This window comes from Oceanococcus atlanticus, assembly GCF_002088235.1.
In the GTDB taxonomy this organism is placed as follows: Bacteria; Pseudomonadota; Gammaproteobacteria; order Nevskiales; family Oceanococcaceae; genus Oceanococcus; species Oceanococcus atlanticus.
Map to the genome: position 1 here is coordinate 556,847 of NZ_AQQV01000003.1, position 17,485 is coordinate 574,331.

The window sequence follows — 17,485 nt, forward strand, 5'->3', positions numbered from 1 at the left end:
GCGCTCTAACGCCCGGCGCGCTGAGCAACCAGCCCGGCGGTCTGTTCTTCCAGCACATGCAGCAGGCCACGCGCGCGGCTGTGCAGCAAGGTGTGGCAAAGCAGCATGGGGATGGCCACGATCAAACCCAGCACCGTGGTCACCAGCGCGCTGGAGATACCACCGGCCATGGCCTTGGGATCACCGGCACCGTAGATGGTGATGGCCTGGAACACGATGATCATGCCGGTCACGGTGCCCAGCAGGCCCATCAGCGGCGCGACCATGGCAATGATCTTGATCAGCGGCAGACCGCGCTGAATGGCCGGACGCTCCTTGATGATGGCCTCACCGAGTTTGACCTCCAGGGTTTCGACATCGTCATTGGCATGCGCTTCGCCGGCCAGCAGCACACGGCCCAGCGGATTGTCATCACGCGCGCTGTCCGATTTACGCTGGCGATTGACCTTGGCCATGACCGCACCCAGCGCAACAAAACGCCACAGGGCAACGATCAAACCGAACACACCCACCGCGGTGATCACGTAACCCACCAGCTTGCCCTGATGCCAACGCTCGGCCAGGGTCGGGTTGTTGATCAGCGCACGCAGATAACCGCCGCCGGCAGCGCCGGTCGGGTCAACACCCAGCGCGGTGTAGCCGCTGTCGGCCTGTTGCAGCTTGGCAGCGCCTGCGGTGTAGTCGTCGGGCTGACGCGGCAGCACCGAGACGGCATCGGTGTCACCGTCATAGCTCAGATAATCGCCATCCGAAATCAGGTTGAACAGACCAACCCGAACCACCTCACGGCTGGCCTCGGTTCCGACCTGGGTGGTGAAGGCAACCACGCGACCGGATTCGGTCAGCTCGCGATGCAGTTCAAACCACAGCCGTTCGATCTCTTCAATGGTCGGCAGTTCGGTATCGTCATTCATCTTCTTGATGAACGCAGTAATGAAGGCGCTGCGGTCTTTGAACTGCGCCGAGGTGATCGACTGCGCAAAACGTGCCCGCAGATCACCTGCGGTGCCGGTCAGATGACCGAACAGTTCTTTCAGCGAGCCAAGACGCTCATCGCGCTGCGCCCGCTTCTCCTCAACCGCCAGCTCATTGGCATTGAATTGCTCTTCAAGCGTGGCGCTGCGGGATTCAAGCGCCGCAATTTGAGCCTGCGCTTCGGCGATCAGGGCATCCTGACGTGCTGCATCCTGCTTAAAGGCGTCCTCGCGCTTGCGGTTTTCATCCGCATCACGCAGGCGCCCCTGACGCACCTCCTGCAGCAGTTTGTCCATGGCCAGGGAATCCTGCCCCTGAGCCGCCAGCGGCGCGGAAAAAGCCACGGCACTCAGTGCGGCCGCAGCGACCATTGCAGTTTTGAACGCATTCATTGCGCCACCTCCGGCGCCGAAATCGGCAGCGTCACCATGTCGATAGAAGCCTGTTTGCGTGCCATGCGAATGCCGTTACGCACGCTGTTGCGGTAGGTGCCCGCGTCAATCACGTCCCAGCGCTGGGCCTGATGATTCCAGGCGGCAGTGGTGGTGGTGTCTTTGGTTTGAGCGACCATCGCGATGCGCCCAAAACGCAATACATCGACTTCCTGCGGCTGACCATCGATGTCGATGATGTCCTGATAGGCGTCGATCTTGCGGCCGTACTCGTTTTCCACCTGATAGGCCTCGAGGACCTGGCGGAATTTTTCGGCGACATTGATATCCGCCTTGCTGATGGTTTCATCAATGAACGCCAGCCGTTCGCGGCGCTCCACTTCATGAAACGGAAGATCCAGGTTGACGTAAGCCTCAAGGCTTTCGGCCATGCGCGTCACCAGCGGCAACATCTGCCGTTCGATCTTGGCGACCTGGGCGATGGACCCGTCAAAACGTTCGATCAGCGCTTCCTGACCCTTGATCTGAGTCTCCAGCTGCTGGTTGTAATGCTCCAGGCCTTCAATCTGCTTGAGCAGGGCCCGGTAGGTAATCAATTTGGCTTGCTGGGAATCGACCATGGCATCGATACGCGCTTGCGATTCGCGCGCCGAGTCCGCCTTGGTCATGCCCTCATCCACCACCTTGTCCAGCGGGGCTGCGGCCATAACCGACGTGGACGCGCACAGGCCTATAGCCAGAAGCAGAGATGATTTTTGATGTCTGCTGAAGCGCTTCGCCATCAGTCCATCCTCAAAAGTATTCATTGCAATCGGAAGAAGCGGCGACCTCATGCGGCCGCCGCCTCTCAGTTCAGAGGGCTCTTTCAGAACCCTTCAGGTCTCAGTCGACCGACACCGAATTCGGAATCGTCCAACCGTTCCACCAGGCATCAGCCACGTTGGTACCCGGCGCCACGGCACCGATGTAGTTGGTTTCGTCGAAGCTGAAGCCGGACCCGTTGGCCACTGCGGTGATGCTCGGCGCGCTAACCTGAGCTGCGGCACCGGTCACAACCAGGGCCTGATTCAGGTTCACGGCGTTGCTGACGTAGTTGGTCTGGCTGTCAGCATCACGGTGGGTATAGAGGCCACCACTGCAATTGCCGAGGATGTTGACCAGGGTCACGTCGGAGAACGCATCGTTGGTGTCGTCACCATTGGTGTCTGCATCATCGATGCGGATGCAGCCTTCGTCCCACCCGGTCAGGGCAGTGTTGAAGATCGACACGGTCAGGGCGCCGCGCAGGCGCATGCCCGGCTCGTTGGCACTGACGGTGTTGCCGACCAGCAGGATGTTGGCCAGCGTGGCCTGGGTTTGCGGCACGTAGTCTTCATCCGAGCTGTTGGCCTCGATACCGCGCGGGTCATTGCTGCCCTGCGGCGTGGCGTTGTCGCTCTTGATCACGATGGCGTACTGGATGTTGCCCTTGTAGCCTTCATCGAAATCGATGTCGTCATCGTCGTTGCCGGTCAGCACCAGGTGCTTGGCGTTCACCGTACCGCCGAACCATTCCACACCGTCATCCAGATTGTTGTGCACCTGGATGTAGTCCAGCGACGTCATGTAGCCCACACCTTGCAGGGTCAGACCGTTGACTTCGTTGTTCGGACCCGCAACCAGGCCACCTTCAGCGATACGCACGTAGCGCAGCGAACCGCTGTTATCGGCCGGATCGTCACCGCCGTAGAAGGCCACGCCACCGCCGCCTTCACCGGCCACGTTGCAGTAGCTGTTGGCGCCATGACAGTTGCCGGTGTTACCCGCGCCAAACTGCGGGGCAAAACCCTGCAGCACGACACCACCCCACTCACCCAGGCCGTCGAAATTCTCGTCCAGGCTGGAGAAGGTGATCGGGGCCGAGGCGGAACCGTTAGCGATCAGTTTGGAACCACGGGTCACCACCAGCACGCCGGTTTCGGTGCCTTTGACATCCACGCCCGGACGGATCGTCAGGGTTACGCCGTCGGCTTTGATCTGATCAGCTTGGCTTTCGCTGTTGATCTCGACATTGCCATCGCCAACCTTGACCAGGCCGTTCAGAACCCAGGTGTAGCCGGCAACAAAGGTGTAGTCCTCGTCGATGGTGCCGGTCACTTCGCAGATCATGGTGCTGTCGTTGCAGCTCACGAAGCTGGCCGAAGCCGGCGCTTCATCCGCATCGCTGAGCGAACCCGGAATGGTCCAGCCAGCCCACCAGGCATCACCCATGGACGTGCCCGGCTCAACCGCACCGACATAGTCCGTGGTTTCGAAGGCAAAGCCCGAACCGTTGTCGACAGCCACGATGTTGGTCGCACTCGCCAGCGATGCGAAGCCTTCGTTGATGGCATAAGCATCGTCCAGGCTGATGGTCTGGCTGCCCACGCCACCGGCGGTGCTGTCGGCATCTTCGTGGGTGTAAAAGCCGCCAGCGCAGTCGCCGAAGACATTTTCCAGCGATACGTTGGAGAACTGATCCGCCACGTCGTCAGCATTGGTGTCGGCGTCATCGATACGGATGCAGCCTTTGTCCCAGCCAACCAGCGCCGTGTTGAAGATGGACGTCGTCAGCGCGCCACGCAGACGCATACCCGGCTCATTCGCGCTGACCGTGTTACCGATCAGCAGAATGTTGGCCAGGCTTGCGGTGGTCTGAGGCACGAAATCTTCATCCGAGCTGTTGGCTTCGATGCCGCGCGGGTCATTGCTGCCCTGCGGTGCATCGTTGCTGCTCTTCTTGACGATGGCGAACTGAATGTTGCCCTTGTAGCCTTCGTCGTAGTCGATGTCGTCATCGTCGTTGCCGGTCAGCACCAGGTACTTGGCATTGACCGTGCCGCCGAACCATTCCACACCGTCATCCAGGTTGTTATGGACCTGAACGTATTCGATGGTCGTGGCATGGCCCACACCCTGCAGGGTCAGACCGTTGACTTCGTTGTTCGGGCCAGCCACCAGGCCACCCTCGGCGATACGCACGTAGCGAATGCTGCCGCTGTTATCAGCCGGGTACTTGCCGCCATAGAAGGCCACGTCCGAACCACCTTCACCAGCGACGTTACAGTAGTTGTTGTCGCCAAAGCAGTTGCCCGTGCCGCCAGCACCGAACTGCGGCGCAAAGCCCTGCAGCACGACGCCACCCCATTCACCCAGGCCGTCGAAACCATCGTCGACGCTGCTGAAGGTGATCGGATTGGCCGCGGTGCCATTGGCAATCAAGCGGTTGCCGCGGGTCACGATCAAAACACCGGTTTCCAGTGCCTTAACGTGCGTGCCCGCCGGGATGGTCAGTTCCACACCGTTGTTACGCAGGTCATTGGCCTGCGCATTGCTGGTGATTTCAACGTTGCCGTTGCCAACCTGGACGAACCCGTCGAGGAACCAGTTGAAGTCCGTGCTCAGGGTGAAATCTTTGTCGATGGTGCCGGACAGCGTGGCATTGGTGCCGCTGCAGCTGACAAAGCTCTCATCACACACGGAATCGCCGGCGCCCGGCGTTGCAGTGGGTGTCGGGGTCGGAGTCGGCGTCGGATCGGAGCTGCCCCCGCCGCCGCCACCGCCGCCGCAACCAACCATCGCGGCTGCGGTCAGGCCCAATACTGCCAGGCCAGTTTTCTGAATCGTCATGGGGTTTTCCTCTCCATTGAAACGTCAGGTGAAATGATCAAAAGCTCAGCGAGTAACCCAAAGACAGGCTCATGCCTTTCTTGTAGGTCTCGATAACCCGCCCGCCCTGTGTGCGCTCGATCGGCTCGTCGAGCAGGTTTTTCAGCTTGAGGCTGAATTTGGAACCGTTGCGCAGGGTCTTTTCCGCGGTCACGTTGATGTCCAGGCGCCCGCTTTCCTTGATCGGCTCTTGAGGCGCACGGGCGACCGCGTCGATGCGGTCGTCGAAGTAATTGGCCACGAAGGTCAGCTTGGCGTCCCAGGCGTAGTTGTCGTAAGCAACCTGCAGATTGGCCAGAAACGGCGACTGGCCCTGAAGCTCGCGGCTGTCGCGGCCCTCGAGGCGCTGTCCGTCCTCATCCAGGCTGATTTCGGATTCGATCACCGCGATGTTGCCGCTGAGGTCGATGACGTGATCGATGCCATCGAGCACGCGGCTGCTGGCGTCAAGCTCAAAACCCTGCACAGTGGCGGATTCGCTGTTGCGGAAGGTCAATGCCGACACAGCCGAACCGGAGCCGTCGGACACGGCGCGTTCCAGCGGATCGCTGATGTCCTTGTAGAACACGGCCAAGGAAACACTGTTCTGATCGCCAAAGTAGTATTCGCCGCGCACGTCGAAATTGCTGATGTCCGAATCGCTGCAGTTGGGGCAGCCGATGTACTGGCGCCCTTCCTGGTCGAAGAATCGCGAGGCCGCCAGCTCGGTGATGTTTGGCCGCGACACGGTGCGGGCGAAACCACCACGCAGCTGCAAGGCATCACTGAACCGGTAAATCACCGACAAGCTCGGCAGGGTTTCGCTGGAGTCACGATCCGAACCGGCCGATACATCCTCATCGGAGGCATTCGGATAGTTAAGATCGATGCTGTAGTCCTCCATGCGCACACCGGTCACCACGGTCAGGTCCGTGCCCAGATCCGTCTCAGCGGAGAGATAAACCGCGGTGGTGTCCTGGCTCGCTTCGTAACTGTCGGTGTCGGTGGTCTTGTTGGTGTTGAGGCGGTAAAGATCGGCCTCGAAATTTTCCGCAACCAGCAGTGTTTCCAGATCCTGTGAAGGGTCGAGATCATTGCCTGAGCGGGTCAACACGCCCAGGCGAATCAGTTCGTTGTCGCGGTCACGTGTGTTGCTCAGCACACCGAATTTGAGGTTGGTGAACAACCAGTCGTTGATCTGCAGCGGCATCTCGTAGTCGAGGCCCAGGTCAAGACCATCTTCGGTCAGGTCCGAATAGCTGCGCTCCAGCGTGGAGGCGATAAAAACATTGTTGCGATACTGATATTCGCGCCGATCTGGCGAAAGACGATTGGTCTGACTCAAGCCGGCACGCAGACGCAGCTCATGATTGCCGAACAAGCTGATGCTGCCGTCAATCTGCTGCCCCAGAAACTGACGTTCCACCCACTCCAGTACGGTCAGCGTTTCATCAACTTCGTCTTTCTTGTTGAAACCGACTTCGTAGGTGGCACGGTCTTCCGAGTCACGCAAGATGATGGTCTTGCTCAGCACATCCCAACCGTTGTCCGACACCCAGCCGGCGACCAGATACCCGTTGAGGCTGACGGCGAAGCTGTCCCAGTCATAGGTGCCGACAGCATCGGTGTCATTGAAGCTTGCCTCCTGCCGTGAGGCGTAGCCCTGGTCGTAGGTCAGCGACGAGTAAAACGCGAAATCACCGGTTTCACGCTCGTAGCGCCGTCCCAGTTTGGCGGCCAGCCCAAAATCCGGGCCTGCCGATTCACGTGTGGTGTTGTAGATATTGGGCAACTGACCAGCCAGTGCGGCGCCCTCTTCCTGTGAAATACAGTTGGACTGGCCTTCGAACTGACAGATGCTGAAACGGAAGTTGCCATTGGACAGATTGGAACGAATGCCACCCGGCAATTCGCGCAGGCCATCGTCCATACCCAAGATGTCGCCGTCGCTGCCTTCGTAGCTGAGCAGATCTTCTCCGGTGGCACCATCGACAAAGCCAAGCGACACGGACAGGCCAAACTCGTTTTCTTCTGGCAGATCACGCGAGGTCATGCGAATGATCCCGCCGGTGGTGTCGCCAGGCAGATCAGCGGTAAAGCTTTTCTGAATTTCGATCCCGCCGAGGATTTCAGCCGGAAACAGATCCAGCTGCACATCGCGGCGGAACGGATCCGTACTTGGCATCAGGCTGCCGTTCAAGGTGCTGGATATGTAGCGCCCGTCGAGTCCGCGCACATTGGCATACTTGCCGCCCGTCACCGCCACACCGACGATACGTTTGAGCGCCGCAGCCACATCCGAGTCGCCAAAACGCAGCAGATCATCAATGCTGATCGCGTCGGTGATAGCGACGGAGAACTTTTCCAGGTCCGCTGTATCTTCACCCGGCTTGTAGGCGCCCATGACCATGACTTCCTCCACATCGGAGAAGTCCATGTCCGAGCCCACCTCATCAGTGGCTGAGAGCGGCCGAAGCATCATGATATTGGCCGCAATGCCGATATTGGCCACGACGCGCAAACCGTCTTTGCTGACGGTATTGAAGTCCGGGTGGCTGATTTCCAGGCTGTGAATGCCGCGCGGCAATTCCAGCGAGTAGCTGCCGTCGGGTTTGGAGCGAACCTGTGCACCGCTTTGCGGTGCGCGAATCACTGCATCAGCAATGGGCCGATCGTCCATGTCGGCAACCAGCCCTACAATACGCCCTGTCGGACCGCCAGGCTCCGCACTGTCAAAGGTAGCGATGGTGATCGCAGGAGCGCTTTGAAAATCGCTGAAGGTCAGGCTGATCTCAGCGCTCTCGCCCTGCTCGACAATGAACTCATAGGTCGCAAGCTCTGCAGCATCGCGCAACGCGCGCAGAGTGTGCGACCCCGAATCCAACGCCGTGCTGACTTGGCCCTGCGTGCCAGTGCGCCCGATGCGGCGACCGTCCAGTTCCATATCCAGCCCCTGAAAAGGGCGGCTTTCCAGAAACGTGTGCACCAGCAATTCCTGCGCAGACGCAAGCTGCCCCAGGGTGAGGCCCGCCGCTAACATCAGGAACCGGAAATTCAATCTCATACCTTGCGCTTTGATGCAGATAAGCGCGTGCTGCGCCTCACTGCCGATTGGAAAATCTGCGGGTGAAAAACGTCACCCGATCTCAAGGCGCGGCACATTATCGGAGCGATATGACAAACCCGTGACAGCTACAAACGCCGGGGAATCAAGGCGTCATCGAAATGTTGCAAAGCGCAGTTAGGCTTGATCGCTTGCCCGTAACACAGTCATCACGATGATCGTCATCAATGAATTGAGAACGTTGGAGACGCTGATCGAGCGCCATCGCGGCGCCCTTGGATCACGTTTGCGCACCTCGGTCCCGGTGGTTGTGGGCCCGGGCGAGGGCTATGCGGTGCATGTGATCGAGTTGGGCAGCCAGGCACCTGAGGCACCCGCCGTTGGTTTTTTTGGCGGCATCCATGGCAACGAACGCATCGGCAGTGATGTCGTGCTGGCTTTTTTACACAGCGTGCTTGAAGCCATGCAGTGGGATGAGAGCCTGCAGCATCTGCTGGACACCACGCGGCTGGTGTTCATGCCACTGATCAATCCCACCGGTATGGCACGCAACCGGCGAGCCACCGGCGCGGGTATCGATCTGATGAGAAATGCCCCGGTGGAGAGCGCTCACGCCCACTGGCTACTGGGTGGGCAACGCATCACCCGTTACCTGTCGTGGTATCGCGGCCGGCGCGGTGAACTGGCACCGGAAAACCGAGCCGTGCTCAGTACTGTGCGCGAAAAGCTGATGAACGCCCCGCTGAGCATCGCGCTGGATTGCCACTCCGGCTTCGGTATCCGCAACTACATCTGGTTTCCCTATGCACATAGCCGGGTTCCGATTCCGCACCTGGCCGAGATCTATGCCCTGCGCAAGCTGTTTCGTCGCACCTACCCCAACCATGTGACCTACCGCATCGAACCACAATGCCGGCACTACATGACGCACGGCGATATTTGGGATGCCTTGTATATGGAGAGCCTGGCCACTCCAGAACGCGTGTTTCTTCCACTCACGCTGGAAATGGGCTCGTGGCTTTGGGTCAAGAAGAATCCGCGCCAGCTATTCACCCGACTGGGCTTGTTCAATCCTTTAGTGCCGCACCGTAAACGGCGCATTTTGCGCCAGCATCTACTCTGGTTCGACTTCCTAACCCGCGCAGTTCACGCGCATCGGCGCTGGGTGCCAGACTCAAGCACACGGCCGTTTCTGGCTGGCGAAGCTTGGGCTTACTGGGGTCATCACTATCAGGGTGATCGCGACCCACTGCGCGTTCACGGATAAAAATTGCCGGCCAGTACCGGTTCGGCGTACCATTCGCGGCCGTCGGGGCGTAGCGCAGCCTGGTAGCGCATCTGCTTTGGGAGCAGAGGGTCGGGGGTTCAAATCCCTCCGCCCCGACCATTTCTATTCTTGTTGCCACGATTGCGCCCGCCATGACCGCCCAGATACTTGACGGCAAAGCCATCTCCGCGGACATCCGCGCCGATCTTACGCAGCAGGTCGCGAGTCTCACCGCGCAGGGCCAACGCGCGCCATGCCTGGCGGTGGTACTTGTCGGCGATGATCCCGCCTCACATGTTTATGTGCGCAACAAGGAACGGGCGTGCGAGCAGATCGGTATTCGCTCCCTGCCCCACCGGCTGGATAGCGCGACCGCCGAAACCGATCTGATCGAGCTGATCGACACGCTCAACGAGGCCGAGGATGTTGACGGCATTCTGGTCCAGCTGCCGCTGCCTGCGCACATCGACGCCGACCGCATTCTGGGTCGCATCAGCCCGGCCAAGGACGTTGACGGTTTTCATCCGTCCAACATCGGGCGCCTGCTGCAGCGTCGCCCGGGCCTGCGTCCGTGCACGCCCTACGGCGTGATCAAGATGCTTGAGCGCACCAACACCGCCGTGGCCGGCAAACGTGCCGTGGTGGTCGGTGCCTCCAACATCGTGGGTCGCCCGATGGCCATGGAATTGCTGCTGGCCAACGCCACCGTCACCATCTGCAACAGCAAGACCCGCGATCTGGCTGAAGAAGTCGGTCGCGCCGAGATTGTGGTGGCCGGCATCGGCAAGCCCGAATTTGTGCGCGGCGACTGGATCGCCGAAGGCGCGGTGGTCATCGACGTGGGCATCAATCGCCTGGATGATGGTCGTCTGGTCGGTGACGTTGAGTTCGAAGCCGCTGCACAGCGCGCCTCGTGGATCACTCCGGTTCCCGGTGGCGTCGGCCCCATGACCATTGCCATGCTGATGCACAACACGGTCGAAGCCTACCGCGCACGTCAGGTTTAGTAGGCGGCGCTTACACGCCGCCTGCGAGCTCAGGCGCGACGCCAGGTGGTCCCGGCCGGCCCGTCTTCCAGCTGAATACCCGCTGCACTCAACTCATCACGGATCTGATCTGCCAGGGCGTAATCCTTGTCAGCCTTGGCCTGCGTGCGTGCGGCGATGCGTGCATCGATATCCGCCTCGCTGAGCGCGACCCCGGCCTTGAGCACACTGTCCGGATCGGCCTGTAACAGGCCCAAACGACCGGCCAGAGCCTTGAATTCGGCAGCAAGAGCAGCCGCCGCCTGCGGCTCGGCAGTCTTGCCCGTATTGATGGCTTTGACCATCTCATGCAGCACGGCATAGGCCTGCGGCGTGTTGAAGTCATCATCCATCGCGGCAACAAAGCGCGCGGTGTAATCCGAGGCCTGATAGCTCGCCCCCGGCTTCACGGCATCCAGCACCGTGTACCAGCGCAGCAAGCCCTGCTCGGCCACATCCAGCGCCTCTCGCGTGTACACCAGCGGGCTGCGGTAATGGGTGCCGAGTATGAAATGGCGAATGGTCTCGCCGCTGTAGTCGGCCAGCAGATCACGTATGGTGCTGAAGTTGCCCAGCGATTTGCTCATCTTTTCCGAGCCCACCTGGACAAAGCCATTGTGCATCCAGGTCGCCGCAAAGCTGGCGCCGGTGGCGCACACGGATTGAGCGATCTCATTCTCATGATGGGGGAATTTCAGGTCCATGCCGCCCCCGTGAATGTCGAAGGCATCACCCAGGCAGTGGGTCGACATCGCCGAGCACTCGATATGCCAGCCCGGGCGGCCCTCGCCCCAGGGTGAAGACCAGGCCGGCTCACCCGGTTTGGCCGCTTTCCAGAGCACGAAATCCAGGGCGTCGCGCTTGGCTTCGCCCGGCGCAATGCGGGCACCGATGCGCAGCTCGTCCAGCCGTTTGCCGGACAGCGCGCCGTAGTTGTCATAGCTGCTGACCGAGAAATACACATCACCATTGGCGGCTGCATAGGCGTGCCCATTGGCAATCAGCCGCTGCACCATGTCGATGATCTGCGGCATGTGCACGGTGGCGCGCGGTTCCTGATCAGCCTCACGCAGGCCCAGCGCCGTGCAGTCGGCATGAAACTCATCGACGAAACGTTCGGTCAGTTGCTCGGTGGCTTCGTCATTTTCCTGCGCACGCTTGATGATCTTGTCGTCCACATCGGTGATGTTGCGGACGTAGTTCACCCGCAAGCCGCTGGCCTCAAGGTGACGCACCACCGAATCGAACACCAGCAGAAAACGCGCATGGCCGAGGTGGCAATAGTCGTACACCGTGACACCACAGACGTACAGGCCCACTTCGCCCTGAACCCGTGGTGTGAATGCGTCTTTGCGACCGGTGAGACTGTTGTGTATGCGCAGCATGAGTGGAGGTGCGAACAAAAAGGGCGGCTACTTTACCCGATGTTGCGCCTCAACTCAGAACCGCAACACTGGCCATCAGCGCCAGGGCCGCGAACACACCGGCCAAAAGGTCGTCCAGCATGATGCCAAGGCCACCATGTACGTGGCGGTCAAGCCAGCGTATCGGCCAGGGCTTGAGCACATCGAAGACCCGAAACCATACGAAGACCAAGCCCAGAAGCAGCGGTGACAAAGGGTAGGACACCGGCCACAAGGCCAGTGGCAGCGCGGTCACATAAAGCCCGGCGAACTCGTCCCACACGATGCCGCCATGATCATGGACACCCAACCGGCGCGATGCTTCGCCGCAAATCGGGATGCCAACCAGGGCCACGATCACGGTGACCGCCACATACGGCCATGAACCCAGCCAGGCCAGGCTGAGCCACACCAGCGGCAGCGCGGCCAGCGTACCCGCCGTCCCGGGTGCCTTGGGTGATAAACCGCTGCCGAAGCCAAAGCCCAGCCACAATATGGGATCGGAGAAAACCTGTCGTGCGCTGGGATTCATGCTCAGAAATGGCTGTAGCCGGTGAGTGGAACAGGGTTCAGCTTACCTTGCCCGTCGCGCCCGACAAGCCCGCCCTCATGCTGAATCTGCCCCACCGCGCACAAGCCCGCGTGCCGGCCCTGCAAACTAGCCCACGCGGCGGGCGCCAAGGTGGCCACCAGGGCATAGTCATCACCGCCGTGCAAAGCCAGTGTCTGCGCCTCGCCCGGCGGCAGCGCGCGCAGCGCAGGCGCCAGCGGCAAGGCTTCAAGCTCGATCAGCGCGCCGCAGCCGCTGGCCTTCAGCACATGGCCCAGATCCGCAGCAAAGCCGTCTGAGACATCCACCGCTGCATGTGCCACACCGGCCAGTGCCTGACCGCAAGCCAGCTGCGGCTGCGGCCGGTCCAGATAGGCGCGCAAGGCCGGTGGCGCATCAGCGCCCTGTTGCAACGCCAACGCGGCCGCGCCCAGCTCACCGGCCACCACGATCACATCGCCGGGTTTTGCGCCATCACGGCGCAAGGCCTGACCCGCCGCAACATGACCGAAAGCGGTGATGCTGATGCTCAAGGGGCCGCGCGTGGTGTCGCCACCGATCAGCGCCACATCGTGCTGCGCCGCCAGCTCGAACAAACCGTCGGCCAGCCCCGCCACAAAAGCTTCATCAGCCTGCGGCAGACTCAGATTGAGCAAGAACCCCAGCGGCTGTGCGCCCATGGCGGCCAAGTCACTGAGATTGACCGCCAGGGCCTTCCAGCCGATATCCGCGGGCGCCGTGCGCACAGGGAAATGGCGTCCTTCGATCAGGGTGTCGGAACACAGGGCCAGCTCGCGTCCGGCCGGAGGCTGGATCAGTGCGGCGTCATCGCCTATACCCAGAGTGCACCATGACGGCGTCGGTTTGCCCTGAAAGTACTTCCGAATCAGCTCGAATTCGGTCACCGCGCGTGATGCAGCGCTCAGGCGCCGTGCGGGCGCAGCTCACGCGACAGCTTGTCGAGCACGCCGTTGACGTATTTGTGCGCCTGATCGGCACCGAACAGTTTTGACAGCTCGATGGCCTCGTTGATCACGATGCCCTTGGACAACTCCATCGACTCGGACAGCTCATAGGCGCCAACCAGCAGCACCGCATGCTCCATCGGATCGAGCTGATCAAGCGCGCGATCCACATGTGCGGCGATGCGCTCATTAAGCCGCGGCGCGGCCTCGATGGTGCCGAAGACCAGAGTTTCGAGCATCGCCTTGTTGGCGTTCCTGAGGTGCTCCCACTCGCTGACTTCTTGCCAGATCTGCTGCGCCGCCACCTGGTTCATCAGCCAGCGGTACACCGCCTGCACAGCGCCATAACGTGCTCCGCGACGCCCCGCAAGGCGCTTGCTCTCGCTCATCAAGCCACCGCGCGCAAAATGTTCAGCGTATCAAGTACGGCAGCCGCCGCCTCCACGCCCTTGTTTTCCTCGTTCGGCCCGGCCCGGTCCAGGGCCTGCTGCAGGTCGTAGGTGGCGAGCACGCCAAAGCCCACAGGCAAACCGTAGTTGAGGGCCACGTCGGCAATGCCGCGGGCACATTCACCGGCCACATACTCGAAATGTGCGGTATCGCCCTTGATCACCGCACCCAGGGCGATGATCCCGGCGTAGCGCTCACTTTCCGCCAGACGCCCGGCCATCAACGGGATTTCGAATGCTCCCGGCACCACGTACTGGTCGATATTTTCGGCCGGCACGCCGCGTTGGGTCAGCGTGCGCTCGGCCGCATCGACCAGCGAATCCACGATAACCGGGTTCCACTGGGTGCTGACGATCGCAAAACGATCCATGGAGAAACTGTCGGCTTGAGCCGCGATCTTGTTCATGCTGTGTACTCAGTCGGTCTGAACGTATTCGGCCACTTCCAGATCAAATCCGGAGATAGCATGCATGCGCTTGGGCGCCGACAACACCCGCATCTTACGCACATTGAGATCCATCAGAATCTGGGCGCCGATGCCGTAGGTGCGCAGATCAGCCACTTCTTCTTCGTCGGTAACCGGCTCGCTGGCCGACAGATGCATGATGTTCTTGACCAGAGCCTGCGGGGTTTCCCATTTGCGCAGCACTACAACCACGCCCTCGCCGGCCTCGGCGACGGTCTTCAGCGCGTTGTCCAGCGGCCAACCGAAGTCTTCGTGCTGGATACCCAGCACGTCAGACAAGGTATTGCGCAGATGTACGCGCACCAGTGTCGGCCGCTCCGGATCGATGTCGCCCTTGACCAGCGCCATATGCACGGTGTTGTCGACCGAATCTTCGTAGGCCACCAGCTTGAACGCGCCGTGGCGGGTGTTGACCACCGACTCGCAGACTCGCTCCACCGAATGTTCGTTCTGCAGACGGTAGCGAATCAGGTCGGCAATGGTGCCCAGCTTGATGCCATGTTCGGCGGCAAACTTTTCCAGATCCGGGCGACGCGCCATGGTGCCATCTTCGTTGAGCACCTCGACGATCACCGCGGCGGCTTCCTTGCACCCGGCCAGACGGGCCAGATCGCAGCCTGCCTCGGTATGCCCGGCGCGCGCCAGCACCCCACCCGGCTCAGCCATCAGGGGGAAGATGTGACCCGGTTGAACCACGTCTTCAGGGCGCGCTTCCGGCTCCACCGCAACCCGCACGGTGCGCGCGCGGTCATGGGCGGAAATACCGGTGGTTACGCCTTCGGCCGCTTCAATCGAAACGGTGAAGTTGGTGCCGTGCGCGGCGGCGTTGTCATTCACCATGAGCGGCAGACGCAGCTGGCGGCAACGATCACGGGTCAGGGTCAGACAGATCAGGCCACGCGCGTAGCGGGCCATGAAATTGATGTCTTCCGGCCGCACGAATTCCGCAGCCATGACGATGTCGCCTTCGTTCTCACGGTCTTCATCGTCCATCAGAATCACCATGCGCCCCTGGCGCATGTCTTCGATGATGTCTTCGATCCTATCCATCTTTTACTGTCCTTGGCGGGCGTCGTCACGCGCGCTGAGCAGGCGTTCGAGATAACGTGCCACCACATCCACTTCCAGATTAATCCGCTGCCCCACATCCCACCCCGAGATGGTGGTCATCTCCTGGGTGTGCGGCACGATATTGACCGTGAAAGTGTTGGCGCTGACATCGTTGACGGTCAGGCTCACGCCATCGAGCGTGACCGAGCCCTTGCGGGCGATATAGCGTGCCAGATCAGCAGGCGCTTCAAGTTCAAATTGTCGGCTGCGCACCTCGTCGCGACAAGCGCGGATGTGCGCGATGCCATCGACATGACCGCTGACCAGATGGCCGCCGAGGCGGTCGCTGGCAGCCAGCGCCCGCTCCAGATTAACCGGCTGTTCAAGCTGCAGATCATCCAGGGTGGTCAGACGCAGGGTTTCCGCCGATACGTCGGCCCAGAAGGCGTTCTTTTCCCAGGTCTGCGCGGTCAGGCACACGCCGTTAACGGCAATGCTTTCGCCGACATCGGGCTTGTCCATTGGCAGATTGCCGGTCTCGATCAGAAAGCGCATGTCGCCGCCGTGATCAACACGGTCAACGAGCCGGCCCAAACCGGTGATGATTCCAGTGAACATGATTCAGATACGCGTTTGTGGACGCGCGATGATACGCAAGTCGTCGCCGATGCGCCGAGAATCCAGCCAGTCCAGGCGAATTCTCGCATCAAGATCATCCAGCACACCGAGCTCGGCCGCAGGCAAGCCTTGACCAAGCAAAGCGGGGGCGGCGTAGATGATCACCTCATCAACCAGCTCCGCGCGCAGAAACGCCGCCGACACAGTAGGCCCGGCCTCGACCAGGATTTCATTGCAGCCACGCGCCGCAAGCGCATCCACGGCGGCATGCAGATCCAGCCGTTCATCGCACACAGGCAGGCTTTGACCATTGCGCACCGGATCCCGACTGGCATGCAGAATCAGGTAGTGCTCATCGGCCCTCAAGCGCGCATCACGCGGGGTCCTGTGCTCACGATCGAGAACCACCCGCAAAGGTTGCTGCACGCTGTCGTGAGGCAGGCGCGCGGTCATTTGCGGGTCATCCGCCAGCACCGTGCCCACGCCGGTGATCATGGCGCAGGAACGCGCCCTCCAGCGGTGTCCGTCGAGCCGTGCCTGCGCACCGGTAATCCACTGACTGCGCCCGTCTGGCAGCGCGCTGCGCCCATCCAAACTCATCGCCAACTTCATGCGCAGCCACGGTCGGCCACCACTCATGCGCCGGTGAAAACCGGGATTGAGCGCTGCGGCTTCGGCTTGCAGCAAACCGCTGCTGACCTCGACCCCGGCCTCGCGCAGTGCTTGCGCACCGCCGCTTGCGCCGCTGGCATCCGGCGCGGCAAACACCACGCGTTTGATGCCCGCCTTGATCAAGGCCTGGCTACAGGGCCCTGTGCGCCCCTGATGGTTGCACGGTTCAAGGCTGACATAGGCGGTGGCGCCGCGTGCGCGATCACCCGCCATGGCCAGAGCGTTGACCTCGGCGTGCGCCTGCCCGGCGCGCTGGTGCCAACCCTCGCCCACGATGACATCGCCGCGCACGATGACGCAGCCGACCTGTGGATTGGGGGCACAGCTCAGACGCCCACGCGCAGCCAGGCGGATCGCCCGGGCCAGAAACTGGCCATCACGCAGGCTCATGACTTGCTCGATTCGAGATCGATCAGGCTGAGCTGGCGGCGTCGCAGTTCCGGGCCGGGTTCGCCCTCCAGGGTTTCGATCTCGCGCCGGAACTCCTCTACATCCTTGAAGTTCTTGTACACCGCGGCGAAACGTACGTAGGCCACGTGATCCAGATCCTGCAATTCCTGCATGACCCAGTCGCCGACCTGACTGGCTTCGACTTCGCGCTCGCCGGTGGTGCGCAACTTGTGCATCACGTGGGTCACCGCCGCTTCCACCTGATCGGCGGAAATCCGCGTTTTGGCCACCGCATGATTGATGCCCCGGCGCAGCTTCTGTTCATCAAACGGCTGCACCACACCACCGCGCTTGCGGATCAGTGGCATGACCAGTTCAGCACTTTCGAAAGTGGTGAAGCGCTCGCCGCATTGCCCACACTCGCGGCGACGGCGGACCTGATAGCCCTCCGCCGCCAGCCGTGAATCAACGACGCGGGTATCCGGTTCGTTGCAAAAAGGACACTGCAAGACGCATCAACCCCGAGCGACGA

The 17,485-nt window shown here is 61.2% G+C and carries 15 protein-coding genes and 1 tRNA gene; 3 read left to right on the forward strand and 13 right to left on the reverse strand.

Annotation, left to right across the window (positions count from 1 at the left end):
* Positions 1-5 precede the first annotated feature (5 nt).
* The 4 genes from ATO7_RS13575 to ATO7_RS13590 are packed head-to-tail and all read right to left on the reverse strand — an operon-like array spanning position 6 to position 8,019.
* Positions 6-1,367, reverse strand: a complete 1,362-nt coding sequence (locus ATO7_RS13575; protein ID WP_083562552.1) for a MotA/TolQ/ExbB proton channel family protein — start codon at positions 1,365-1,367, stop codon at positions 6-8.
* The gene (locus ATO7_RS13580) at positions 1,364-2,200 is read right to left on the reverse strand and encodes a DUF3450 domain-containing protein (RefSeq protein ID WP_083562554.1); all 837 of its coding nucleotides are present in this window, start codon (positions 2,198-2,200) and stop codon (positions 1,364-1,366) included. The genes ATO7_RS13575 and ATO7_RS13580 overlap by 4 nt, the downstream gene beginning before the upstream one ends.
* 49 nt (positions 2,201-2,249) lie before the next feature.
* Entirely contained in the window at positions 2,250-5,015 is a 2,766-nt protein-coding gene (locus ATO7_RS13585; protein WP_083562557.1) for a hypothetical protein, read from the reverse strand.
* Between the two features lie 37 nt (positions 5,016-5,052).
* Complete coding sequence (locus ATO7_RS13590; RefSeq protein ID WP_158523215.1) at positions 5,053-8,019, reverse strand: TonB-dependent receptor; 2,967 nt, start codon at positions 8,017-8,019, stop codon at positions 5,053-5,055.
* Between the two features lie 292 nt (positions 8,020-8,311).
* Between ATO7_RS13590 and ATO7_RS13595 the strand changes: the two genes are divergently transcribed.
* The 3 genes from ATO7_RS13595 to folD all read left to right on the forward strand — a co-directional run bounded on the left by ATO7_RS13595 (position 8,312) and on the right by folD (position 10,371).
* The gene (locus tag ATO7_RS13595; protein ID WP_083562561.1) at positions 8,312-9,364 is read left to right on the forward strand and encodes a M14 family zinc carboxypeptidase; all 1,053 of its coding nucleotides are present in this window, start codon (positions 8,312-8,314) and stop codon (positions 9,362-9,364) included.
* Between the two features lie 43 nt (positions 9,365-9,407).
* Positions 9,408-9,484: transfer RNA gene (locus tag ATO7_RS13600), tRNA-Pro, on the forward strand.
* 32 nt (positions 9,485-9,516) lie between these two features.
* Positions 9,517-10,371 (forward strand): bifunctional methylenetetrahydrofolate dehydrogenase/methenyltetrahydrofolate cyclohydrolase FolD, encoded by an 855-nt coding sequence (folD, locus tag ATO7_RS13605; protein ID WP_083562563.1) that lies wholly within the window; start codon positions 9,517-9,519, stop codon positions 10,369-10,371.
* Positions 10,372-10,400: 29 nt separating this feature from the next.
* Here the strand turns inward: folD and cysS are convergent, their stop codons facing one another.
* From cysS to nrdR, 9 genes are read right to left on the reverse strand one after another with little or no spacing between them, the layout of a single operon-like run.
* Positions 10,401-11,774: a cysteine--tRNA ligase gene (gene cysS / locus ATO7_RS13610; RefSeq protein ID WP_083562565.1), complete on the reverse strand. Its 1,374-nt coding sequence runs from the start codon at positions 11,772-11,774 to the stop codon at positions 10,401-10,403.
* Between the two features lie 49 nt (positions 11,775-11,823).
* Positions 11,824-12,324 carry a phosphatidylglycerophosphatase A family protein gene (locus tag ATO7_RS13615; protein ID WP_083562566.1) on the reverse strand — a complete coding sequence of 167 codons (501 nt, stop codon included), beginning with the start codon at positions 12,322-12,324 and terminating at the stop codon, positions 11,824-11,826.
* Between the two features lie 2 nt (positions 12,325-12,326).
* Positions 12,327-13,247, reverse strand: a complete 921-nt coding sequence (gene thiL, locus ATO7_RS13620; protein ID WP_083562568.1) for a thiamine-phosphate kinase — start codon at positions 13,245-13,247, stop codon at positions 12,327-12,329.
* 17 nt (positions 13,248-13,264) lie between these two features.
* The gene (nusB, locus tag ATO7_RS13625; protein ID WP_083562570.1) at positions 13,265-13,696 is read right to left on the reverse strand and encodes a transcription antitermination factor NusB; all 432 of its coding nucleotides are present in this window, start codon (positions 13,694-13,696) and stop codon (positions 13,265-13,267) included.
* Positions 13,696-14,163, reverse strand: a complete 468-nt coding sequence (gene ribH / locus ATO7_RS13630) for a 6,7-dimethyl-8-ribityllumazine synthase (protein WP_083562572.1) — start codon at positions 14,161-14,163, stop codon at positions 13,696-13,698. Before ribH ends, nusB begins: the two co-directional genes overlap by 1 nt.
* Before the next feature lie 9 nt (positions 14,164-14,172).
* A complete protein-coding gene (gene ribBA / locus ATO7_RS13635; protein WP_083562573.1) occupies positions 14,173-15,273 on the reverse strand; it encodes a bifunctional 3,4-dihydroxy-2-butanone-4-phosphate synthase/GTP cyclohydrolase II in 1,101 nt (366 codons plus the stop codon).
* A 3-nt stretch (positions 15,274-15,276) separates the two neighbouring features.
* Positions 15,277-15,891 (reverse strand): riboflavin synthase, encoded by a 615-nt coding sequence (locus tag ATO7_RS13640; RefSeq protein WP_083562575.1) that lies wholly within the window; start codon positions 15,889-15,891, stop codon positions 15,277-15,279.
* A 3-nt stretch (positions 15,892-15,894) separates the two neighbouring features.
* Positions 15,895-16,953, reverse strand: a complete 1,059-nt coding sequence (ribD, locus tag ATO7_RS13645) for a bifunctional diaminohydroxyphosphoribosylaminopyrimidine deaminase/5-amino-6-(5-phosphoribosylamino)uracil reductase RibD (protein ID WP_083562577.1) — start codon at positions 16,951-16,953, stop codon at positions 15,895-15,897.
* Complete coding sequence (gene nrdR / locus ATO7_RS13650; RefSeq protein WP_083562580.1) at positions 16,950-17,462, reverse strand: transcriptional regulator NrdR; 513 nt, start codon at positions 17,460-17,462, stop codon at positions 16,950-16,952. The genes ribD and nrdR overlap by 4 nt, the downstream gene beginning before the upstream one ends.
* Positions 17,463-17,485: the final 23 nt, after the last annotated feature.